15 protein-coding genes are annotated in these 17,132 nt (G+C 42.9%); 9 read left to right on the top strand and 6 right to left on the bottom strand.

Annotation, left to right across the window (positions count from 1 at the left end):
• Positions 1–2: 2 nt before the first annotated feature.
• Positions 3–1,196, top strand: a complete 1,194-nt coding sequence (locus G5S32_RS06145; protein WP_165312728.1) for an ABC transporter permease — start codon at positions 3–5, stop codon at positions 1,194–1,196.
• Complete coding sequence (locus G5S32_RS06140) at positions 1,183–2,331, top strand: ABC transporter permease (protein ID WP_165311184.1); 1,149 nt, start codon at positions 1,183–1,185, stop codon at positions 2,329–2,331. The genes G5S32_RS06145 and G5S32_RS06140 overlap by 14 nt, the downstream gene beginning before the upstream one ends.
• Before the next feature lie 20 nt (positions 2,332–2,351).
• Here the strand turns inward: G5S32_RS06140 and G5S32_RS06135 are convergent, their stop codons facing one another.
• Complete coding sequence (locus tag G5S32_RS06135; protein WP_165311183.1) at positions 2,352–2,723, bottom strand: AAA family ATPase; 372 nt, start codon at positions 2,721–2,723, stop codon at positions 2,352–2,354.
• A gap of 161 nt (positions 2,724–2,884) precedes the next feature.
• Between G5S32_RS06135 and metA the strand changes: the two genes are divergently transcribed.
• Complete coding sequence (metA, locus tag G5S32_RS06130; RefSeq protein WP_165311182.1) at positions 2,885–3,826, top strand: homoserine O-acetyltransferase MetA; 942 nt, start codon at positions 2,885–2,887, stop codon at positions 3,824–3,826.
• Positions 3,827–4,005: 179 nt separating this feature from the next.
• Positions 4,006–4,716: a type IV pilus biogenesis/stability protein PilW gene (pilW, locus tag G5S32_RS06125; RefSeq protein WP_165311181.1), complete on the top strand. Its 711-nt coding sequence runs from the start codon at positions 4,006–4,008 to the stop codon at positions 4,714–4,716.
• Between the two features lie 8 nt (positions 4,717–4,724).
• Here the strand turns inward: pilW and G5S32_RS06120 are convergent, their stop codons facing one another.
• From G5S32_RS06120 to G5S32_RS06110, 3 genes are read right to left on the bottom strand one after another with little or no spacing between them, the layout of a single operon-like run.
• Positions 4,725–4,946: a hypothetical protein gene (locus tag G5S32_RS06120; RefSeq protein WP_165311180.1), complete on the bottom strand. Its 222-nt coding sequence runs from the start codon at positions 4,944–4,946 to the stop codon at positions 4,725–4,727.
• 50 nt (positions 4,947–4,996) lie between these two features.
• Positions 4,997–6,166 (bottom strand): 23S rRNA (adenine(1618)-N(6))-methyltransferase RlmF, encoded by a 1,170-nt coding sequence (gene rlmF, locus G5S32_RS06115; RefSeq protein ID WP_165311179.1) that lies wholly within the window; start codon positions 6,164–6,166, stop codon positions 4,997–4,999.
• The gene (locus G5S32_RS06110) at positions 6,163–6,672 is read right to left on the bottom strand and encodes a M48 metallopeptidase family protein (RefSeq protein WP_165311178.1); all 510 of its coding nucleotides are present in this window, start codon (positions 6,670–6,672) and stop codon (positions 6,163–6,165) included. Before G5S32_RS06110 ends, rlmF begins: the two co-directional genes overlap by 4 nt.
• Positions 6,673–6,855: 183 nt before the next feature.
• Between G5S32_RS06110 and G5S32_RS06105 the strand changes: the two genes are divergently transcribed.
• Entirely contained in the window at positions 6,856–7,086 is a 231-nt protein-coding gene (locus tag G5S32_RS06105; protein WP_165311177.1) for a glutaredoxin family protein, read from the top strand.
• 15 nt (positions 7,087–7,101) lie between these two features.
• On the opposite strand, the gene G5S32_RS06100 is transcribed toward G5S32_RS06105, so the two are convergent.
• Entirely contained in the window at positions 7,102–7,971 is an 870-nt protein-coding gene (locus tag G5S32_RS06100) for a LysR family transcriptional regulator (protein WP_165311176.1), read from the bottom strand.
• Positions 7,972–8,104: 133 nt separating this feature from the next.
• On the opposite strand from G5S32_RS06100, the gene G5S32_RS06095 reads away from it, so the two are divergent.
• Positions 8,105–9,322: an MFS transporter gene (locus G5S32_RS06095; protein ID WP_165311175.1), complete on the top strand. Its 1,218-nt coding sequence runs from the start codon at positions 8,105–8,107 to the stop codon at positions 9,320–9,322.
• Positions 9,323–9,387: 65 nt separating this feature from the next.
• A complete protein-coding gene (locus G5S32_RS06090) occupies positions 9,388–9,945 on the top strand; it encodes a DUF1415 domain-containing protein (RefSeq protein ID WP_165311174.1) in 558 nt (185 codons plus the stop codon).
• A gap of 221 nt (positions 9,946–10,166) precedes the next feature.
• Here G5S32_RS06090 and G5S32_RS06085 read toward each other — a convergent pair whose 3' ends face one another.
• Positions 10,167–14,657 (bottom strand): beta strand repeat-containing protein, encoded by a 4,491-nt coding sequence (locus G5S32_RS06085; protein ID WP_165311173.1) that lies wholly within the window; start codon positions 14,655–14,657, stop codon positions 10,167–10,169.
• A gap of 413 nt (positions 14,658–15,070) precedes the next feature.
• Between G5S32_RS06085 and G5S32_RS06080 the strand changes: the two genes are divergently transcribed.
• Positions 15,071–16,411, top strand: a complete 1,341-nt coding sequence (locus tag G5S32_RS06080) for a TolC family outer membrane protein (RefSeq protein WP_165311172.1) — start codon at positions 15,071–15,073, stop codon at positions 16,409–16,411.
• A 46-nt stretch (positions 16,412–16,457) separates the two neighbouring features.
• Positions 16,458–17,036 (top strand): OmpA family protein, encoded by a 579-nt coding sequence (locus G5S32_RS06075; RefSeq protein WP_425509206.1) that lies wholly within the window; start codon positions 16,458–16,460, stop codon positions 17,034–17,036.
• Positions 17,037–17,132: the final 96 nt, after the last annotated feature.

The following is a 17,132-nucleotide window of genomic DNA, read 5'->3' as shown; positions in this document are numbered from 1 at the left end:
TGATGGAACACCCCGTGGTTTCAACGTCTACCGCTTCACCAGCTATCGAATCCCAATGGCAATTACTCCGGAGAGATCGATGGCTGCTCTCATGCCTAACTTGGATTCCTATTGCACTAGCCGTAACAATCTGGTGGATATTTTCGCAAGCTATTGTTCGCGATCTACCCGTGGGCGTGGTGGACTTATCGAATAGCCGTCTTTCTCGTCAACTGACCAGAGAGCTTGATGCGACATCTACCCTCTCCGTCATTCGCAGTTATACAAACGTTGCACAAGCTAGCGAGGATTTAAAAGCTACTGAGATATATGCTTACGTGGTTATTCCACGTCAGTTCGACAAATCGATTTATCGAGGAGATCAACCGCAGATAACAACCTTCTTTAACAGCCAAATGATATTGGTGGGAAGGTTAATCAACTCAGCAGTTGTGCAAGCTCAATCCACTTTTAATGCGCAAATCGAAGTAGTGAAGACGCTCGCCAAAGGCCAGCAAACCACACTTGGTGCAATGAGCCATGTGTTGCCGATACGAACGCAAATAACACCATTATTTAATAAGAATACAAACTACGCTCAATTTCTAGTTTCTGCCGTTGTGCCTGCCATATGGCAAATCGCTATGGTGGTCACCACCATTATGATATTAACGGCTAATCACAGAACTTATGGATTAGCGATTTGGGCAAAAACTAATCCTCTCTCTCGATTAGTAGCAACACTAGCCCCTTATTCTTTAGTGTTTGTGCTTCAGGGAGCAGTGTTTCTCACTTGGTTTTATCATGGGTTAGACTGGCCGCTCCACGGTCAAATATCAACGATACTCATTGCTCAATGGTTTACCGTCATCGCCTGTATGATTATGGGCTCACTGTTTTTCTTTATTTCACTCGATCCAGCGAGAGCAATGAGCTTTGCCGCGGCTTACACTGCGCCCAGTTTTGCGTTTATGGGTATTACGTTTCCAACTAGCGACATGGGTCTATTGGCTCAAATTTGGCGCAGTTTACTTCCGGTGAGTCACTATATTGATGTTCAGGTAAGCCAAGCCAGTTACGGGTTTGACGCATATCATTCACTTGCGTCTTTATGGCCAATGTTGGGCTATCTAGTGCCATTTGGGTTAACTTTACTGCTACTTAAAAAACACCTGCAAGCTGACTTAAAAAAGAGGTGTGCTCATGAGCTGGTTTAAATTAATTAAAGCTGAAGTAAAAGCACTGTTCACTAACCCCGTAGTCGTTCTCACTGTGTTTGGCGGTGTTGTATTCTATTCATTTCTGTACCCACTTCCTTACAGTCAGCAAACACCTAGAGAACAAACTCTCACCATCGTGAACTTGGATAAGAGCCAAGCTAGTTTTCAATTAGAACGTATGGTTGATGCCACTCCTCAAGTTCAAGTGGTACAGCGAAATTCCACGATTGAAGAAGCGAAGAAAGCCTTTTTAAACAAAGACGTCAGTGGCATTCTGGTCATTCCTGAACATTTCTATAAAGACTTAATGCTAGAGAAAAGTACTTCACTCGCCTATGCTGGCGATGCATCTTACTTCTTAGTTTACGGAACGTTAGTTGAGGGATTGGCTCAGGCGGGAGGCACAATAGCAGCAAAAACCAAGGTTGCTCGCCTGTTGGTTGATGGAGAACCACTTTCTCTTGCGTCAAAACATTACTCCCCAACAGGGCAAAACCTCAAGCCTACATTCAATGCTCGAATGGGTTATGTTGATTACGTTGTCCCTGCTGTGTTCGTACTCATACTGCAACAAACAATGCTGATTGCTTCAGGCATGATGGTAGGAACACAAAAGCATGGTCATGGATACTGGAGCCAACTTTCGAGTCTGAAGCTCATTGCGTTAAGAAGCGTTGTAATCGTCCCAATTTACTATCTGCTAAGTATGTATTACTTCGGCGCTAGCTTTAGCTTGCATGGCGTAAACACACTTGCTCATGCAACAGAACTGCTGATGCTCCTACTACCGTTTTTGCTTTCTTCTTGCTTTATCGGGATTTGGCTTGGTTCAATCACACCAAGGAGGGAACTGGTAACGTTAGTAGTATTGCTAAGTTCAATGCCTTTAATTTTTTCTGCCGGTTTTATATGGCCGATAGAAGCCTTACCTCAACCAATCGTGTGGGCTTCAAAACTTTTTCCAAGTACTCCAGCGATACAAGGTTTCTTAGCACTGAATCAAATGAGTGCTGAGTGGCGGCAGATCGCACCACAGTGGACTTTATTGTGGGGACAGGTTTTGGTCTGGCTGTTTTTGGCTTGGTGGCAACATAGAAAAACACTGCGCCCTGACGTTATTAAGGCGAAATAAGAAAGAGATGGCAGGTTGTTTTATTCTTGCCAGTCTTTTCTCATTCTCTCAATGACATCTTCCCCTACTCCGTGGATATTTCCATAGGATTCGCGACAAACAATAATCTTAAGCTTGGCTTTGTATTTTTTAGCTAACTTCTTGTACGCACTCATTTCCCAGAGTTTTACAAAAGTGTTTGAAACAACAACATTTTCCCTCTGATGCAGCCAATAATCTGCCTGGCTCTGACACCATTGGTGAGCCTCTCCAATCGCTTCAGGACGATACAGATATTCCCCCTGCTCATTCACAAAATACATATCCGCCTCCAAATGCACGCCGTTGAGTGTTTTTGCTAAAGTTGATTTACCAGAGCCTGGCAAACCACGGATAAGAGTGAGAGTCAGCATTAGGAACCCAGTTGTAAGATATAAAATGATGAAATGACCATGTAGGACGCGAATATTAACTTAATTTTGGTTTGTCTGCATTTTGCTATCGACATCTGTGCATAGTTAAGCTATAAGTCTAGATGTATAGACGTCCAAAATGTTAGCTAAGGGAGAAAGCTGTGCCAATTAGGATCCCCGATCAACTACCTGCAAGTGATGTATTGCGCAAAGAGAACATCTTCGTGATGCCCGAGTCCCGAGCCTCAACGCAGGAAATCCGCCCATTAAAAATATTGATCTTGAATCTGATGCCGAAAAAAATTGAGACTGAAACTCAATTTTTACGTCTGCTCTCCAATTCGCCCCTTCAATTGGATATTGAGCTGTTACGCATCGATGATCGTCCAAGTAAAAATACACCTGAAGAACACCTTAATGCCTTCTACCGCCAATTCGATAAAATTAAAGATCGTAACTTCGATGGTCTTATTATCACGGGTGCGCCTTTAGGGTTAGTTCAATTTGAAGATGTAGCCTATTGGGATCATCTACAAACCATCATGACTTGGGCAAAACATCATGTTACATCAACACTTTATGTCTGTTGGGCTGCACAAGCGGGTTTGAAGTTGTTGTATAACCTGCCGAAAAGAACACGCAAAGAAAAGCTATCGGGCGTATACCACCACGATATCCATCAACCATTCCACCCTATTCTACGTGGGTTCGATGATACGTTTTTGGCTCCTCACTCTCGTTATGCAGATTTTGATGCCGATTATTTGGGTGAGCATACCGACCTAGATATCCTTGCGACCTCTGACGTAGCTGGTGTGTATTTAGCATCAACCAAAGACAAACGTAATGTGTTTGTCACTGGTCATCCTGAATACGACGCTAATACTCTACACAATGAGTACGTACGCGATTTAGGGGAAGGAATGGAACCTATGATTCCTGTCAATTACTACCCAAATGATAATCCGGATAATCTGCCAAGAGCTAGCTGGCGTAGTCACGGACATCTTTTGTTTTCCAACTGGCTCAACTACTGCGTTTACCAACAAACTCCGTTTGATTTAGAACACTTCAGTGAAGACAAATTCACTAAAGATGATTAGTAAGAAGTGAATCTAAGCTAAGACGATAAGCCCGCAAATAACAAGCGGGCTTTTTATTCACCTATTTGAATAATAAAAATAGCGGTGAATATGCAAAACCTGTCGCAGAAGCTTTCTGTTCAACTTCGATAATCATTTGATTTTATTATCATACTTTCAAAAACATAGAGAGTAAGAAAATGAAATCTGTACTCATCATATTGTTATCGTTTTATTTGTTAGGCTGCATAACATATGAACAAGAAAATAGCCCTAAGCTTAATAGTGACCCTATCGAGAAAGCCGAATCTAGGATCACTTTAGGCTTAGGCTATTTAAAAATTGGTAATATGGTTAAAGCAAAGGAAAATCTTGAAAAAGCTTTACAGTACACGCCTGAACACTATAGAGCCATGCTAGCTATCGCTCATTATTACGATATGGTTGGAGAAACAGAGAAAGCTCAAGTTTCTTATGACAACGCGCTAAATAAGCATAGTGATAACGGTCAAGTGCTTAATAACTATGGTGCGTTTCTTTGTAAAAAAGGGGAATTCCGCCAAGCGGATCAATACTTTAATCAGGCCATAGCACAACCCAATTATTATTTGATTGCAGAAAGCTATGAAAATGCGGGACTATGCGCCATCAAGTATGGTGATTTACATAGAGCTAGGCAGTATTTCAGCCGAGCAGTGGGCCATGATCCACAGCGTTTTCACTCAATCTTACAACTATCGAAACTTGAGATAGATTCAGGAGAATTATCTAAAGCTAGAGAGAGACTAATGCAGTTCCATCTGAGCTATGGGTATAAGAAAGCCTCTTTGCTGTTGCTAGCCAGTTTGGAGAGACGAACAGGCAATTCTGAGTTAGAGCAGAAATATTTATTACTGTTGAAACAGCAATAAAGTTGTTATTACTTTGCGTTGTTAGGGCGGCTACTATTGCCGCCTTTTCTATCGCGATAATGAACTCGGCGCAAACGTCGCACCTTCTTAACTCGCTTTATCTTTAGATATTCGCGATAAACAATGCGAATAAAGAGAACCAATCCAACAATCAGTAACAATGAGAACACGCTTAGAAATGGTTTGCATATCCAATCGGGTTGGCAAGGTTGAAAGAACACAATGTCCATGCTTACCTCCTCAGTTTCTCATTCAGCAAGTTAGTCCCACTACTGTCAGATTAGCACTTACTTTGTAACCACAGCTTGCGCTGATCAACATTTTGAAAAGTCCATGCAATAAAACGACTTATCTTCTGTCCTTGCTGCATCTCTACTACTTTTATCGACTCCACACCCACTTTCTGAAGTTGTTTTTTCATCCAGCGTACGTTTTCACTTTTCGATATCAAAGTAGTGAACCAAAGAACCTGCTCCGCAAATTGTTGACTTTCAAACGCCATGTTTTTAATAAATTCAGCTTCACCACCTGGACACCAGAGTTCCGCCTTTTGCCCACCGAAATTAAGCGTCGCATTTTCACCTTGCTTTGAGTTCATCGGCTGGCTACCTAAACCCTTTTTCTTCTTATTGGCTTGAAGATTTTTTAACTTGCGCAGCGTTCCCTGCTCCGCTTCTGCTAATGAAGAGTGAAAAGGTGGATTACACGTAGTCACATCGTATTTTTCATTAGGCTGGATAATGCCTGCAAATATCGATTTGCTATCTCCCTGAAAACGACACTCGATACGCCCGCGCAAATTGTCGTTGTATTGGGCAATGTTGTTCGCTTGTTTTACCGATACAGGATCAACATCACTGCCGACATAGTTCCATCCATACTCAGTCACGCCAATAATTGGATAAATACAGTTAGCGCCTACACCAATATCTAAAGCGCGAACTCGGCTTTGTTTGAGTAATTTGTTCTCTGATTGCAGAAGATCCGCAACACGGTGAATGTAGTCTGCTCGCCCCGGGATGGGTGGACACAAGTAACCTTTTGGAACATCCCAGAACGTGACACCGTAATGAAGAGCTAACAGAGCCTTATTCAATAGTTTCACTGCGATTGGATCAGAGAAAGCAATACTCCAATCACCTTTAGGATTCTTAATCAGATGCGGTTTTAACTCAGGTAGCACTTTACACAGCGCCATAAAATCGTAGTTACCTTTATGGCGATTCCTATTGTGCAATCCCTCTTTGCCTTTTGTTGCCTGAGCTGAATTTACCGCAGGCTTTGGCTTAGTCGATGATGTTTTCTGCACACTCAATTGTGATTGAACCTTTGCTTTGGGCTTAGACGGCTGATTTGAAGAGCCCCCTTTCTTACGACCGAGTTTTGCAGTTGACGGTTTGTTGTTTGGCACACTGCTGCGAGCTTTACCCGTGCTTGGTTTATTGTTCATCCGTTGTTACCTCGGCTTAATTCTAAAACCATCATGTAAATACGTGCATCCAACTCATATTGGTGATAATTGGGTTCCATATGACAGCAAAGCTGGTAAAAAGACTTGTTGTGATCTTTTTCACGCAGATGCGCCAGTTCGTGAATCACCAGCATACGTAAAAGTGGCTCTGGCGCATTCTTAAACATACTAGCTATGCGAATCTCGTTCTTTGACTTGATTTTATTGCCATGTACTTTCGATACGTAGGTATGAAGTCCAAGCGCGTTGTTTATTAGGTGTATTTTACTGTCATAAACCACTTTGCTTAGAGGTGCGGTCTTCTTCATATACTGATTCTTAATCGCCATCGTATATTCAAACAGTGCCTTTTCACTTTGAATAGAATGACGGTCAGGGTAACGCTGCTCGAACCAAGCAATGAGCTTATCGGAATCAACCAGTTTCTGCACCGACTCGACAATATGAGCAGGATAACCTTGAATGTATCTGAGTACTGAATTCATACGTATTTTTTGAAAGCCTTAAAACGAAGCCGCACAGTTTAGCTGAAACTCATGCATGATTCACGTATTAGGCAAGAGCTACAGTATATGTTTATGGGTTTGCATCGCTAGATGAGTATAGGTACACTTTGCCGCTTTCTATTTCATGTTACCTCAGCCACTTTTACGAACAGAGTTAATACAATGAAACGAGTTGTTTTATACGTCAAAGACAAATGTCCACATTGCAAAGACGCACAGCGATACCTTGATTCTAAAGGCATAAAGTACCGCTTGTGTAATGCGAAAATGGAACGTGGTCGTAAAGAACTCGACGCAATGGGCGCTCGCAGCGTTCCTGTATTGAAAATTGGTGATCGCGTAATGATTGGCTGGAATCCAAATAACTTCGACCGCATTTACGGAAATGGCTAAGTCTGCTCGGTTAGACTAGACGTACTTTTTCACGAACTCAATAAAGGTTCTGTCCGCATTAGACAAGTAACCTTCTTTTCGCCAAGCTAGTGCCAAATCAAGATAAACCGGTGGATTAAAGGGTATTGCCCGAACTTCTGGTTCGTGGTCAGTAACCAGCTCAAGCAACGCAGTAATGGCGTACTCGTGCTTCACAATACTCAGAATCATTGGCAGCAGGTTGGTTTCAAACGAAATATTGGCTGTTAATTTGTGTTCTTTACATGTGTTGTCGATGAAGTCGCGGTGAAAATACCCCGGTTTGAACATCACCAACTCATGTTCAAAAAACTCTTCAAACTCGATTTTTTTCTTATCAGCAAACTCATGATCCTTACCCACTACGGCAACCATTTGCGACGATAATAGCGGGTCTACTTCCAAGTCCGGCGGTAAGTCATGATTGAGAATAACGCCTATATCAAGTTCGCCTGAAAGCAGCATTTTACGTATTGATTGCGTACCCGCCTCCACCATGGTCATCTTGAGGTTAGGAAAATAGCTTTTGAATGCCATGATGATCTCTGGAAAGAAATACGACCCCATCATGCTGGGCGTGCCAAGCCGAACTTCCCCCTTCACCAGACCTTTCAACTCATCCACAGCCAATTGCGCGTCTTCGAGCTGTCGTAATATCCGCAAAGCGTGTTCAAGCAATACTTCGCCTTCATGGGTCAGGCTAACTTTCCTTTCATCACGTTTAAACAGGGTTACCCCTAGCTGTTGCTCAAATTTTTTGATGGCAATACTCAATGCAGGCTGAGCAATATGCAAAGCATTCGCTGCATGAGTAAAGCTTTGCTGCTCAGCAACAGCGACAAAATATTTGAGGTGGCGAGTTTCCATGTGCAGACCAACGACTAGCTATTAATTATTTATATTACGATTATAGTTTTAATATATTTTATTAATTTATATTTCACTGATAATTTGTGAGCGTCTTCCAGTTTTATTCACCCGTTGGTGTGTTGAGAGCGTTATGATCGAATTACAAAGTCCGCAATACAAGAAAGTCACTTTTGCTCTCGCATTTGGTTCATTCCTCGTATTCTGCAACCTCTATCTTTTCCAACCAATGTTGCCCTACATGGCGAAGCACTTTGCTGTTTCTGAAACACAAATTAACTGGTTATTTGCCGCATCTACTTTTGCACTGTCTGTATGCTTGGTGCCTTGGGCGATTACTTCAGAAGCGATTGGTCGCAGAAAGGTTATGTTGCTTGGCTTATTCGCCATGCCTTTCATAAGCCTAGTGATGCTAATCAGTGGCGAATTTTGGGTTATGGTCGCGGCAAGAGCGCTACTTGGCATTGCATTAGCAGCATTCGCTTCGGTCGCAGTTGCCTACATGGTTGAAGAACTATCACCACAAGCATTTAGTAAAGCGATTGGTGGCTATATTGCAGCAAACTCTTTAGGTGGGATCAGCGGACGTATTTTCGGTGGTTTACTTACTGACGCGTTAGGTTGGAAAGAGGCACTCATCATTGCGGCTATCTTTACTCTATTTGGAGCCATCTTAGTTCTTGTCTTGCTGCCCGTTCAGAAGAATTTCAAACCTCAAAAAGGTCTTTTCTTCCATCACAATCGCGCCCTGATTAAACACCTATCAAACAAAACACTCTGGTTTGCCATGCTCATAGGTGGTGCTAACTTTGCACTTTTTGTAAACCTGTATTCGGTTATGGGATTCAGACTCGTCAGCCAACCATACAACTTACCCATCGGTTTAGCTTCTCTGATCTTCGTTTGTTACCTTGCAGGAACGCTAAGTTCAAAGTTGACTTCCAATTGGAGTAAACGCTTTGCTCCAATTTCGGGAATGGTGTTGGGTGGTGTGAGCAGCCTTAGTGGTATGTTGGTTGCCATTGTCGACTCCATACCCTTTATGCTTATTGGTTTAATGCTGATTAGCTTCGGCGCTTTTTTTACTCATACTCTAGCCTATGCTTGGGTAAGCCAGAAAGCTACAGAAGCCAAGGCAACAGCAACAGCTTTGTATCTTTCTCATTACTATATTGGCGGTAGTTTAGGTGGCTTCTACTTACTCTATTTTTGGCAGCATGGCGGTTGGACAATGGTTGCGGCGGCAGGTTTGGCTATATATGCCTTAATGTTTGGTTTGTGTTGGAAGCTAAGCCGGACTTCACGCTTACCTGTAGCGAATCAAACCGCAATGCTCAATTCAACGCACTAATCAATTCAACGGACTAAGTGTGGTATGCTTGCGGCAAATAATAGCTATGACATATATCCGCAATTATGAGCTCAACAACTGATATTCAAAACATTACTCAACAAGTTAACCAATGGCTCAATGACGTAGTGATTGGTTTAAATCTTTGCCCTTTTGCCGCAAAGCCACAACGTAATAAACAGATAAAAATTTACGTCAGTGAAGCGGCTAGCGAAGAAAACCTACTGCAAGACATCCTAGACCAGTTATTGGAGTTAGATACAAAAGAACCTAGCGAGTTAGAAACCACACTCGTTGTGGTTCCTAATATGCTAACTGACTTTATTGAGTACAATTTTTTCATCGATTGGGTCGAAGCATTAATAAAGCAGCAAGATTGGGAAGGTGTTTTTCAGGTGGCGACGTTCCACCCAGACTATTACTTTGCTGGAACTGATCCCGAAGACGCAGAAAACTTAACCAACCGTTCTCCATACCCAATCTTCCACCTTATTCGTGAAGAGAGCATGGAAAAGGTTCTCAAGCACTATCCAAATCCTGAAGATATCCCGGATATCAATATCGAACGAGTAAGTAGCCTTAGCACCGAAGAAAGGAAGAAGCTGTTTCCTTATTTGTTCTGATGCCATTCTGGATTATTTCCTGATCAGTTAATTGGCGTCGATAAGCAAACCCTCCGAGCCATGGATGGCTCGGCGGAGCTTTAGGGACGAATGAATGCGCGTTTGCGTTTAACGCCTATTCGCTGTTCTACCGATGCTCAGTCTGATCATATTTTTATCTAGGATGGAATAAAAAGACCGGAGAGAATTCCAGTCTTTTTATTCATGCTGATATGACAACTCTAATCAACAGTCACTTTATACTCTTGGTTGTTAAATATGACCGAGATAATGTCTCCAGACCCTATATTCGAATCTTGACCAAACGTCGCTGCATCATACGAGGTTGAACTGCATCCAGATGAATCGGTTACCTCCAACGTATAAGCCCCTTCACTATCAGTAGAAATAGTTATATGTGCTTCTATATAACTCTGAATATCATCACTGCTTCCGACATCAAGTAAATCTGAAATATCAATTGCATCTTCTTCTGAATCAAAATCCACTATTGTGTCTGAATTTTCAGAACCTGAGCCAAGCACGAACAAGTCGCTTCCATCACCACCTGTTAAGATGTCATGACCACTTCCACCTATCAGGACGTCATTCCCGTCACCACCATAAAGTTTATCGTTGTCGGATACACAGTAATATCCCTCATCGTTGCCACCAACAAGAATATCGTTACCGTCACCGCCGTACAGGGTGTCATTGCCACTACCACCTTGTAGCAAGTCATCACCATCACCGGCATCGATAATATCACTGCCACTTTGCCCTTGTATCCAATCGTCACCATCACCACTAGCTAAAGTGTCACTATAATAGTTGTAACCTACGATATGGTCATTTCCTGATGTACCGTATGTATTGTGCGAATAATATGCATAGTCATAATTGGCAGATGCATACTCATTGATAGCACTATCAATGTCCCCCGTAAAACCTTCAAAACTATGAGAGGTATCAGAGCCGTTGGATGTTGCTGATAGAGTTACAGTGGCGGCATCTGATATCAAGGTGCCATCAGTAGCTTTGTAACTGAAGGAAATATCAACAGAATCATCAGAAGAACTCACACCATCAACTAACGTAATGATAATGCTGCCTGTGGTTTCATCATAAGCGATATCACTCACATTTGAATCATCGCTGGTTAACGAACTTGCTAGTAGGGACAATGTAGCACCACTAGTAGTGGTGTCATTGGCCAGCAACGTAGCAGCAGCGATAGTAATCGTATTATTAGTAATAGCGTAACTCGTACTATAGCCTGTTACATAGTAATGGCTACCTGGACTCACCGCTGAAAAAACCACATTTTCAATTACCGTCGAACCACTACTAATAGTAATTGAACTACCATCCACCTCTACTGTAAACGACCCATCTTGTGGGTACGTCACGACTGCGTCGGAAATACCACCATCATCGTCAACGCTAAATGTACCGTATGCGATAACCGAATCGTAGTTGATTGTACCGTCTTCGTTTTCACCGTAAACCGTCCATTGACCGTACTCGTTACCATTTTTCCCACTATCTTTATCAGCTAAAGAGACTGTAATAGTCGATACAGAAGAATCAAGCTCAATCTCCACGGTATGATTGCCACCATTGTTGTATTGAACGGTTTCACCATTACCACCGTAACTCTGAGAGTAGCTCAACGTGTCATCCTGAATATGAATAGAATCGCTAGAACCGTCAGATTCGACATAAATTGTGGATGTCGCAGTAGCAGTCTGCCCTGCATCATCAGTTACTGTGATAGTAATAGTGCCGTAGCCTTCGATCTCGCTGCTATAAGTAATAGATTGCAACAGTTCTTCATACTGTTCGGTAGTTGCGGATACTTCATTACCGCTATCGTCAATAGAGGTAAATGTGTAAGTACCGTTAGAAATACTAACAACATATTCTTGACCACTCACAATAACTGTTGATGTTTCGCTATCAATAGCACTGCCACCTATAAACAGTTCGCCATCCACGGTTGAAACCGTTAATGTCACCGAGCTAATCGCGTTTTCATCATCACCAATGGCTATGTTTTCACTCACAATCGATACAGGGACACCTACCGTACCGCTAACATCTGCATCAACACCAACATCATAGCCTGAGAAAGTAATAGCTAAATCGTTGTAATCATTGTCCGTCCAATCTTCAATACCAATATTGATATCACCATCATCATTGATCACTACTCTGAAATCATCCAACACAATGCTTCCGCCAGAACTAACAGTCACACCCTCGTAAGACACCCCATCGATGCTAACTGTATAAGTATTGGTACGGCTATCATAAGTAACTTCAACATCATCATTAGTTGAAGTCAGAGTATTATTACTCACTACAAGACCGAGGTTAGCAACATCCAACAGGTCATCTAGAGCTGTAGAGGTTACTGTAGATGATGATGAGCTAGAGCTTGATACAGTAACAGTACCATCACTATTTACGTCAAAATCACCATTGCTTACGGCAGCAATGACAGAGCTCGATGTTAAGGTAACAGCAAAGAGATATACAGTTCCGCCAGATGCCAGTAATGCTGCAATCCCATCTTCATAAGAAGCAGAATTCCAGTTATTAGTAGACACAATAGCTCCTTTTTGGCTTATTGTGCCGTCATCATTAACAATATAATAACCAATAACATCTGTACCACTCGTTTCGGCACTTACGGAAACTGAGTGAGTCGCATCTTCAGATGTATCAAAGTTCAAATCAATTGTTGGAATATTGTTTACCTCTAAAACTGCACTTCCTTGTACAGATTTTGGATCAGCAACACCGTTAGTCTCACCATTATCAGTAATGGTGTAACTAAAGCTCACGTTGTCATCGTTAGCTGCCGGCGTATAAGTCCAGGTGCCGTCGCCGTTGTCCACCAGACTGCCGCTGCTCGCGGTCAACCCGCTGATGGAGAGAGTATCGCTTTCAATATCGGACGCGTTAGCCAGCAGCTGCGCGGTGGTGATGAGCACCGAGCCGTCTTCTTCCACACTGCCTAAGTCGACAGAGGTGGTGGTCGGCGCGTCATTGACCGGCGTAATGTCTAACGTGGCGCTGCCACTCACCGATTGCGGATCGCTCTCGCCGTCGGTGGTGCCATTATCCGTGATGGTGTAGCTAAAGCTCACCGCGCTGTCGTCGTCAGCCACCGGCGTATAAGTCCAGGTGCCGTCGCCGTTGTCCACCAGACTGCCGCTGCTCGCGGTCAACCCGCTGATGGAGAGAGTATCGCTTTCAATATCGGACGCGTTAGCCAGCAGCTGCGCGGTGGTGATGAGCACCGAGCCGTCTTCTTCCACACTGCCTAAGTCGACAGAGGTGGTGGTCGGCGCGTCATTGACCGGCGTAATGTCTAACGTGGCGCTGCCACTCACCGATTGCGGATCGCTCTCGCCGTCGGTGGTGCCATTATCCGTGATGGTGTAGCTAAAGCTCACCGCGCTGTCGTCGTCAGCCACCGGCGTATAGGTCCAGGTGCCGTCGCCGTTGTCCACCAGACTGCCGCGGCTCGCGGTCAACCCGCTGATAAAGAGAGTATCGCTTTCAATATCGGACGCGTTAGCCAGCAGCTGCGCGGTAGTGATGAGCACCGAGCCGTCTTCTTCCACGCTGCCCAAGTTCACGGCCGAGGTGGTCGGCGCGTCATTGACCGGCGTAATGTCTAACGTGGCGCTGCCACTCACCGATTGCGGATCGCTCTCGCCGTCGGTGGTGCCATTGTCCGTGATGGTGTAGCTAAAGCTCACCGCGCTGTCGTCGTCAGCCTCTGGCGTATAGGTCCAGGTGCCGTCGCCGTTGTCCACCAGACTGCCGCGGCTCGCGGTCAACCCGCTGATAAAGAGAGTATCGCTTTCAATATCGGACGCGTTAGCCAGCAGCTGCGCGGTGGTGATGAGCACCGAGCCGTCTTCTTCCACACTGCCCAAGTCGACAGAGGTGGTGGTCGGCGCGTCATTGACCGCATTAACCGTGACAGTTACTTGCGCTGTATCAGTACCACCTTGATTGTCAGTAATTGTGTATTCAATACTAACTTCACCATTGAAATTTTCAGCTGGAGTAAAGACTAACTTGCCATCGACAATTTCGATGGTACCTTCGTCTTCAGAAACGGTTGCAGACACAATAGTTAATGCATCACCATCCTCGTCAATATCGTTATTCAATACGTCAATTGTTATTGATGTATCTTCATTTACAGTTATGGTGTCATTTTCAGCATTTGGTGCACTATTTTGAGTGACGATTTCTGCAGAGTTTGAGCTGGTACTGGTAAGACTAATCAACGCTAGACTTTGGGTTTGAGAAAAGCCCAAAGATTCAAATCCTGTAGTGCTAAAACTTGTTGTAGCAATAGTTTCTGAAGCTGACCGTTCAACACTTGCAGAATCTGTAAGTGAGGAGCCTTGACTGCCTCCAGCTGCAGGAGCTAGTTCATCACCAAGCTGTGTCGGATCCTGTCCTTCTTCTAAAGCAGAAAGTAACTGTGCAACATCGTCACTCACATTTTGAGGCTCATTATTTGGACCGATGATTTTAGTGACAAATTCGTCATTAGAAATCATCTCATCGCCTCTTTGGATGATTACCGTTCCTTCAGGCAATTTTTCGCCAATAGTTGCTATTTTTAAATCGCCATTTTTGTCAATCACAATCATTTGATTTATTGCTAAATTTGCGATTGATAATAAAGAACTTTTATCCATAGAAGCCTCAAAAATACTCATTACCTGCATTTCAATAATTAATCGTCTAATAACCGATAAAATCACGACTGCTTTGTGGGAAATTTCTTACACACAATATCACCAATCCCCTGTCCCAGGAAGGCGAATATTGCAGCGAATATTCATTTTTTTGACACATTTAGAGTTTATATCAAATTATTTCATGAACTAATATCACATTTCATGATAGCATAAATGTAAGAAATTTCTTACTTTGTTTAACAAATAAAATCGATAAATATTAGTAAGTTATAAAAATTCGATAATATGGAACACATTTAATACATGCAAAAATCATATATTAATCACAAATTTAGTCACATTTTTGACACATACCTTCCCCAGTCTTATTAATAAGACAATTTTTATCATAGACTCAACGACCGTTTTACATGTCATTTTTGATGGAGTTCATTTTGAAAGGGTTTCCAATTAGAACGCTTATTTGGCTTTCAGTATCCTTAGCAGGATCTGTTTCTGCTCAAACACTTGAGCAAGCAGTATCACTTACACTTGCCTCCAACCCTGAATTGAAAAGTGCGTTTAACCAATATAAAAGCCGTCTATCCGACTCGAATTCATCCTCTGGCGCATATCTACCTAAAATCGATCTGGATGCAGGCATCGGCTATGAAGGTATAAACCCAGCGTCTTCTACAGGTAACCCTGACACGGAAATGACTCGGAAAGATGCATCCATTACACTCACCCAACTTATTTGGGATGGTTCATCGACATTAAACAATATGGATCGTACGGCAGCTGAAGCGGAATCTGACCGTTACCAGCTACTTTCAGACGCATCGAACAAAGCCCTCGAAGTCACTAATGTTTATCTCGAGGCAACAAAGGCATACGAAGTATTAGTTTTGTCAGAAAAAAATCTGGCTACGCATAAAGAGATATACAGAGACATAAAAAAACGAGCAGACTCTGGGGTTGGCTCTATTGCAGATGTAACTCAAGTGGAAGCACGTATTGCGAAAGCTATGGGTAACTTACTTGCAGCACAAAATAATTTGTATGACACACATACCCAATTTCGCCGCTTAGTTGGACAGGAGCCATTAGGTCTAACTTTTCCTAGAGCAGACAGTACCGCAATTCCCAACACAGTAGAAGAAGCCTTAAAAAAAGCATTCAACGAGCACCCTGTTATTAAAGTTGCTCAAACAGATGTGGATGCAGCACGCTTCCAATATAAGCAGTCAAAAGCTCCCTACTACCCAACAATATCATTTGAAGCTTCTCAAAGTTGGTATGACGATGCTGATGGGAACAAGGGTAGCAGTGATGAGCTCACAGCAATGGTACGACTACGCTACAACATCTATAACGGTGGTAGCGACAGCGACCAATCCGAAAGTGCTGCTTATCAACTTAATAAAGCAAAAGACTTACGTGAGAACACATTTCGCTCCGTAGAAGAAGGACTACGCTTGTCATGGAGTGCGCTAGATTTAACGCTCCAACAAAAAGAGTTTTTATCTGACCACGTAGATTCAACTTCTCAGACTGTCGCCTCTTATAGAAAGCAATACTTGATCGGTCAGCGTACACTGCTAGATCTTCTCAACACTGAAAATGAGCTGTTTCAAGCACGTAAAGACTATCTGGATGCTAAATATGCTGAGCAATACGCTAAATATCGAGTAATGAATTCCACAGGCAATTTGTTAGATGCGCTACGAGTGGACGTAGCACCTGAATGGATAGAGAAGGTGAAGTATTAAGATGAAAAGCGCATTAGTTGTTCTTACAGCGACATTAAGCACTGCAATGTTCGTTTATGCTGGAGAAAATGTAGCTAGCGATGAATATGATTACATTGCTGTACCTGAAATCAATCAAATAGCAGATTTGGAAGACAATGATAATGACGGAGTAATCAACGCCCGAGATCTTTGCCCCGACACGCCTTCATTTTCTGACATTGACAATGATGGCTGTGGTACTTTTGTTAAAACATCAAAGCTTCAATACTTACATATTTTATTTGCTAATGATTCTAACAACATACCACCAGTATTTATTAGCCAGATTCGCCAAATGGCCGAATTTTTGAAAACTTATCCTTCAACCTCAATCGAGATCAAGGGATATGCAAGCAAGGTTGGCAATCAGAATCATAATCTCAAACTATCTCAAAGACGTTCAGAGGCGGTAGAAGCTCAATTACTTCGTTATGGCATTGAAAGCAACAGAGTAAGAATTGTTGGCTTTGGCGACACTGAGCTAGCATCAGTTGAAGATTCAGAGACCGCACATGCCATCAACAGAAGAGTGACAGCAAGCGTTATCGGTTATAAAAGTGCAATAGTTAAAGAGTGGAACGTATTCACTGCGTTACCTAACTAGTGTTACATCTCTATCAAGGCGGCGCTTAGCCGCCTTTTTCTTATGTCTTTCCAAATGTTAATGGGAAAAAATGCTGTGAAGTGCTACCCTTCGAGC

This window comes from Vibrio ziniensis, from assembly GCF_011064285.1.
GTDB lineage: Bacteria > Pseudomonadota > Gammaproteobacteria > Enterobacterales > Vibrionaceae > Vibrio > Vibrio ziniensis.
This window is presented reverse-complemented; position numbering and strand designations above follow the sequence as displayed.

What these genes read in the sequence shown, in the direction of transcription:
- G5S32_RS06145 (WP_165312728.1), top strand. Translation starts at nt 3, where the DNA reads ATGGAACACCCCGTGGTTTCAACGTCTACCGCTTCACCAGCTATCGAA.
- G5S32_RS06140 (WP_165311184.1), top strand. Translation starts at nt 1,183, where the DNA reads ATGAGCTGGTTTAAATTAATTAAAGCTGAAGTAAAAGCACTGTTCACT.
- G5S32_RS06135 (WP_165311183.1), bottom strand. Translation starts at nt 2,723, where the DNA reads ATGCTGACTCTCACTCTTATCCGTGGTTTGCCAGGCTCTGGTAAATCA.
- pilW (WP_165311181.1), top strand. Translation starts at nt 4,006, where the DNA reads ATGAAATCTGTACTCATCATATTGTTATCGTTTTATTTGTTAGGCTGC.
- G5S32_RS06120 (WP_165311180.1), bottom strand. Translation starts at nt 4,946, where the DNA reads ATGGACATTGTGTTCTTTCAACCTTGCCAACCCGATTGGATATGCAAA.
- rlmF (WP_165311179.1), bottom strand. Translation starts at nt 6,166, where the DNA reads ATGAACAATAAACCAAGCACGGGTAAAGCTCGCAGCAGTGTGCCAAAC.
- G5S32_RS06110 (WP_165311178.1), bottom strand. Translation starts at nt 6,672, where the DNA reads ATGAATTCAGTACTCAGATACATTCAAGGTTATCCTGCTCATATTGTC.
- G5S32_RS06105 (WP_165311177.1), top strand. Translation starts at nt 6,856, where the DNA reads ATGAAACGAGTTGTTTTATACGTCAAAGACAAATGTCCACATTGCAAA.
- G5S32_RS06100 (WP_165311176.1), bottom strand. Translation starts at nt 7,971, where the DNA reads ATGGAAACTCGCCACCTCAAATATTTTGTCGCTGTTGCTGAGCAGCAA.
- G5S32_RS06095 (WP_165311175.1), top strand. Translation starts at nt 8,105, where the DNA reads ATGATCGAATTACAAAGTCCGCAATACAAGAAAGTCACTTTTGCTCTC.
- G5S32_RS06090 (WP_165311174.1), top strand. Translation starts at nt 9,388, where the DNA reads ATGAGCTCAACAACTGATATTCAAAACATTACTCAACAAGTTAACCAA.
- G5S32_RS06085 (WP_165311173.1), bottom strand. Translation starts at nt 14,657, where the DNA reads ATGGATAAAAGTTCTTTATTATCAATCGCAAATTTAGCAATAAATCAA.
- G5S32_RS06080 (WP_165311172.1), top strand. Translation starts at nt 15,071, where the DNA reads ATGTCATTTTTGATGGAGTTCATTTTGAAAGGGTTTCCAATTAGAACG.
- G5S32_RS06075 (WP_425509206.1), top strand. Translation starts at nt 16,458, where the DNA reads ATGTTCGTTTATGCTGGAGAAAATGTAGCTAGCGATGAATATGATTAC.